Annotated in this window: 2 protein-coding genes; one reads left to right on the forward strand and one right to left on the reverse strand. The window is 43.1% G+C overall.

What is annotated here, in order from left to right; all coding sequences use genetic code 11:
• The first annotated feature begins 71 nt into the window (after positions 1–71).
• The gene (locus AB4517_RS22065) at positions 72–1874 is read left to right on the forward strand and encodes a hypothetical protein (protein WP_372057134.1); all 1803 of its coding nucleotides are present in this window, start codon (positions 72–74) and stop codon (positions 1872–1874) included.
• Positions 1875–2565: 691 nt separating this feature from the next.
• Here AB4517_RS22065 and AB4517_RS22070 read toward each other — a convergent pair.
• Positions 2566–4131, reverse strand: coding sequence for a polysaccharide lyase family 7 protein (locus tag AB4517_RS22070; RefSeq protein WP_017061473.1), 1566 nt, complete (start codon positions 4129–4131; stop codon positions 2566–2568).
• Positions 4132–4323 lie beyond the last annotated feature (192 nt).

The following is a 4323-nucleotide window of genomic DNA, read 5'->3' on the forward strand; positions in this document are numbered from 1 at the left end:
TTTAACGACTATTCATTATCTATTTCTTATGTGATTTACATATGGATTTAATATCATAAAGAGAATATTTTATGCAAATTTCTAAAGTCGCTACAGCTGTCGCCCTTTCGACAGGTTTATTATTTGGTTGTAACAGTGATGGTTTACCTATTCCGACGGATGGTTCTACCGATCCTGCAACACCTACCTCAGCATTATTAAATGGTTATTGGGAATTTTCTGATACTTCAGCATTCTCAGCAGCCTATTCATCATCGAGTAGTACTGATTTACCCAACGTATATCGCTTCTCAGCAGATGGTGAGACACTTTATTACTACACTGACAATTCAGCTGACACCACACTCGGTGAATACGAACGATTTGAAACCACTTATGAAGAGACAATTGAAGATGATACTTCAGGTCAAGTTGCGTTCACGCTATTCAATAATGATGGTTCAGTAAGCACAATATCCGTAGATGGTGATTACTCCGCAGCTGACGGTGGGCTTAGTATTGGCGGCAACATTCCTATTTCAGGTACCGACCACAGCGAAAATACTGAAGTTACGAGTTCTGCAGACACAGCAGATGAAGCTTCAGGGGTTAATAATGCCGCTCAAATTTTAGATACGTTAACCGATGATACTGGTGAGTTGAGACTGAAGATCTTAAACACGAGCTCTACGGTCGGCAAAACGATTTCTTCAGGTAAGTTAACTGTTGATCTAACCTACCAACTTAATCCAGATAGCACTCAAATTGATGAAGGTCAGAACAACTCTTATATTTCGCTTTATTCAACCAATGATGAGAACGATAAAGTAAGCAACGCTTATCATCACGGTGAAATAGCGATTGGTGACGGTATTATTCAATTCCGCGACGCTTCTGGTTCACTAACTGCGACTGGCGGTACCTTTGATGCAAACAACACGTTTGATGCAACTGTCGAGGTGGTTTGGACGCCAACGTCACATACCTTTACCATCAATGGTGAAACCTATACTGGAGCGGTCTCATCAAATAGTTCAGGTGAAGTTCAAGTTATTGCCCTTCGTCTAGGTACAAACAGTGGCGTAACGCCATATGAACTGATTGCCGACAACCTAAAAGTATACTCACTTAATGAGTCTACTGGAGAGTATGTTGAAGAGTTCAAAGACACTTTCAATGACTACTCCGTTGGATATGACTTAAACAACAACCCGTATAACAGTAGCACTTCTGAAGCTAAGGTTATTAGTTTGACTGGAGAGACTCCTGTCGATCCAGATCCATCTGAGCCTACCGACAACCAAGTGGCCGCAATTACCGACCAAGATACAAGTGACACCGGAGAGTTGCGTTACAAGTTTGATTCAGGCATGACGACGGGTACACATAAAGTTTCGATGTACTATGATGCTGCTGAAACTGAGTCTGCATATGTTTCTTTATTTGATTCAGCTAACTCTACCAGTTCATTAATCGGAGAATTCAAAATTGATGAAGGGAAGATCACACTCCGTGGTGAAAGCACTCAAGTCACGACATTCACTCCAGGTACATGGATTGACCTAGAGATGTCTTGGGACACATCAAGCTTGAGCGCTGCTGGTACTTACACCGTGAAAGTCAATGGTACAGAGTATGGTCCTTATACATCACAAAACACTAATCCAGGTGTGGAAGTCACTGCGACAACCATTAAGTTCTCATCAAACAGTGGAACAGCGGATACGACTTTATACGTCGACGACTACAAGGTTTATTCCGATACAGCAGGCACGACTGAAATTTTTTCTGATGACTACGAGAACTACAGTATTGGCGCAGATTTAAGTGCATCGCCATACAACTCAAGTACATTCTCTGCAGTTGTTGCTGAAGATCCTCTGAATGCTGAGTAGTCAGTTTAGTTAACTTAAAACTCTGTCAAAAATGCCGTCTTAGTGACGGCATTTTTATTTCCATTCAACTTCACTAAATCATTCATTTGGCAAAACTAACTCGCAAATAGCCCACTGACACTCTCCTTTAAGAGACTTGCCAATTCATGACAAATTCAAACCTCGAAAGCTCATCAATCGCCGCGTTGACTTCTCAATGTCATCAAGTATTTATGTTGCTTTGGTACATGTCACTTTTAACCAAGGTTAGAAATGGCTCTGTATAATCCTGTTGCAACTGCAAACTCCTCCCTACATCGAAACCAAGAAAACTAACCTGTTTACATAGGGTTAGGATTAATCACGTTCTAAAAACCAACCTTAAACACCTAGCCATGAGTGGTTGAGAATACTTCATGTGTAAATACAAGCTCGTACGAGCGACCTAAGCTTATCGTTCCCAGTATCATTGCATGTAACCGCTATTTACTAAGATAGGCACGTGAGGCGAATGGGAAGCTGTATTGAAGATTGAGCAAAGGATAGGGAGGCAAATTTAGAACTGAGCACCAAGGCCAACCACTAGCCCTCTACTTGATCTATTTAACGGCCTAATATTTCCTCTACCTAAACAGCAGGCACAAAAAAGCCTCCAAACCCTAAGGCTGGAGGCTATTGCGATAGCTTTAATATTAAGTGTTATTCGGTTAGATTACTTTTGGTATTGATCGTGCGATACATCTAGCTGGTAGAAAGTCGCTTGTGAGTAATCGTCTAGGTCGCCGCTGATGTTTTGGTTGTAAACACCCGCTTTGAAGTACATGTACTTGCCGCCAACATCGTAACCGCTGTTACTCATATCAACCACTTGTTGTACGTCGTCATGACCTTCACGCATTAGCGTTACGATCAGATCGTGGCCTTTCACTTCGATGCGGTAGCTGAATACCTCACCAAGTGCGATACCATCCTCACCCACTTCTGCTGTCATGCCACCAACAAGTGGGTAGAAGTTCTCTTTAGTACCGTTTTGACCTTCGTGTGCAAAGTAAACCGCACCAGTCGCTTGGTTTGGCAATTTACGGTAGTACAAACGAATTGGCTCATCGTCTTTGTCGTGAATTTGACCAATGATAAAGCGACCTACTTCATTCGCGTTACCCGTTGTGGTTGCATGGTCAATCTTCAATGTTGCTTCCATTACGCCATCAATGCCAGCCGCCGCTTTTAGGTCAGCTTCTGGTGCCGTTGAGAATACCCAGTTGTTCTTGTTAACACCTTGGGTTTTGATCGACTGGTCACCACGACGCATCATTTCACGTAGCTCAGTACGAGCATACTTAGTGTTTGCAGACGTACGCACACCTTTTACGTAAGATTTGAATACCATGCCGCCATCATCAGCAGTGTAGAAGATCTCTGGGTGCTGGTAACCGTTTGCAAGGTTCCACTCAGAAACGTCATCTGGCTTGCCATTTTTGTCATGATCGAATGGTTGAGATAGGTACCAGTGAGTCAAGTCAAAGTTTTCGCTTGGTGCATTACCTGCAAGCGGTGTTTCAGGTAGGTTAGTCGGTGCTGGCATCGCAGTACGTGTTTGGCACTCTACGGTTGTATCACAAGGGTAAACCGCTGGTGCACCAAAGTTACCGGTACGCAAATCTTTGCGCGCTTCTTTAGCGGCTTTTTCTGCTGCTTTCATTTCAGCGATCATTGTTTGCTCAGCGGCAACCACTGCTGGCGTGATGATATGGCTTGTTGGACAAGCGTTAACATTACAGTTAACCGCCGCCAACTCAGTCAAGCTGTTCCAACCGTTTTTAGTGTTACCGTGACCCACGTATCTCACGTAGCGCGCTTGTACTGCTGGCTCAAACTGGAAACGTTCTAAACCAAGCGCTTGGCCTGAGCTTAGTTGATCTTTCAGTACTGTTGTCCAGTTTTCACCGTCAACACTCACTTGAACATCAAACATAGACTGACGCTCATTACCTTTACTGAAAGCGGCCTGAACTGCGTCAAACTCTTGTACAGAGCCGTAGTCTAGCATTGCCCACTCGCCGTCACCCGCTGAAGACCAACGCGTTGTAAGATCTTGGTCAAGAAGAAAATCTGGGCCGTTACCATCGTGGCTGCTTGCAGTAGCTGCAACTGGCATCAGTAGAGCTTCACCCGTTTCTTTGTTGTTCGGAAACTCAACCGTTGGTGTTGTGCTTGTACAACCCACCGCTAGTAGGACAGAAGAGGCAAGTAAGCTTTTTAGAATCGTTTGTTTCATATTAAACCCATTATTATATTACAAAGGCAGCGCTTGTAAGTGAAATCAAAGTCCGCGAACTCCTGTTATTAAGTGATTTATATTTGGATGTTTGCGAGAACATAAAAATCTTACGTAATCTTATAATACAAATAAAACATTTTATTGAATAAATGAGACTGGGGACACTTTCTGCTTTATCCATATATTAAC

The organism is Vibrio sp. 10N.222.52.C3 (assembly GCF_041474195.1).
GTDB classification, from domain to species: Bacteria; Pseudomonadota; Gammaproteobacteria; order Enterobacterales; family Vibrionaceae; genus Vibrio; species Vibrio crassostreae_C.

Coding starts and splice junctions, on each gene's coding strand:
- AB4517_RS22065 (WP_372057134.1), top strand. CDS start 72: ATGCAAATTTCTAAAGTCGCTACAGCTGTCGCCCTTTCGACAGGTTTA.
- AB4517_RS22070 (WP_017061473.1), bottom strand. CDS start 4,131: ATGAAACAAACGATTCTAAAAAGCTTACTTGCCTCTTCTGTCCTACTA.